Here is a 1,156-nt window from a genome sequence, read left to right as displayed (position 1 = left end):
CTCAAAATTAAACAGAGATAAGTTTCAGTAACCTGCTGTCGCAGTAGTTATCCTACTGCGTCGACTCCTTAGAAAGGAGGTGATCCAGCCGCAGGTTCTCCTACGGCTACCTTGTTACGACTTCACCCCAATCACTAATCCCACCTTCGGCCGCTGGCCCCAATAAAGGTTACCTCACGGACTTCGGGTGTTACCAGCTCTCATGGTGTGACGGGCGGTGTGTACAAGGCCCGGGAACGTATTCACCGCGACATTCTGATTCGCGATTACTAGCAACTCCAACTTCATGTAGGCGAGTTTCAGCCTACAATCCGAACTGAGATGAGTTTTGAAGTTTTGCTCCACCTCGCGGTATTGCATCTCGTTGTTCTCACCATTGTAGCACGTGTGTAGCCCTAGACATAAGGGGCATGATGATTTGACGTCATCCCCGCCTTCCTCCCGGTTAACCCGGGCAGTCTCACTAGAGTGCTCAACTAAATGGTAGCAACTAATGATAAGGGTTGCGCTCGTTGCGGGACTTAACCCAACATCTCACGACACGAGCTGACGACAACCATGCACCACCTGTCTCCCTGCCCCGAAGGGCTTCGCGTATCTCTACGTTATTCAGGGGATGTCAAGTCTAGGTAAGGTTCTTCGCGTTGCTTCGAATTAAACCACATGCTCCGCTGCTTGTGCGGGCCCCCGTCAATTCCTTTGAGTTTTAATCTTGCGACCGTACTTCCCAGGCGGAGTACTTATTGTGTTAACTGCGGCACAGAAGGAGTCGATACCTCCTACACCTAGTACTCATCGTTTACGGCGTGGACTACCAGGGTATCTAATCCTGTTTGCTCCCCACGCTTTCATGCCTCAGCGTCAGTTACAGTCCAGAAAGCCGCCTTCGCCACTGATGTTCTTCCTAATCTCTACGCATTTCACCGCTACACTAGGAATTCCGCTTTCCTCTCCTGCACTCTAGATACCCAGTTTGAAATGCAGCCCCCAAGTTGAGCTCGGGGATTTCACATCTCACTTAAATATCCGCCTACACATCCTTTACGCCCAGTAATTCCGGACAACGCTTGCCACCTACGTATTACCGCGGCTGCTGGCACGTAGTTAGCCGTGGCTTCCTCCTTTGGTACCGTCATTATCGTCCCAAAAGACAGAG

At 51.1% G+C, this 1,156-nt stretch carries 1 rRNA gene; it reads right to left on the bottom strand.

The features are described from left to right. Positions 1–72: 72 nt before the first annotated feature. Positions 73–1,156 (bottom strand): 16S ribosomal RNA (locus tag B8978_RS19350); the annotation flags it as partial.

The organism is Clostridium acidisoli DSM 12555, assembly GCF_900176305.1.
In the GTDB taxonomy this organism is placed as follows: Bacteria; Bacillota; Clostridia; order Clostridiales; family Clostridiaceae; genus Clostridium_I; species Clostridium_I acidisoli.
This window is presented reverse-complemented; position numbering and strand designations above follow the sequence as displayed.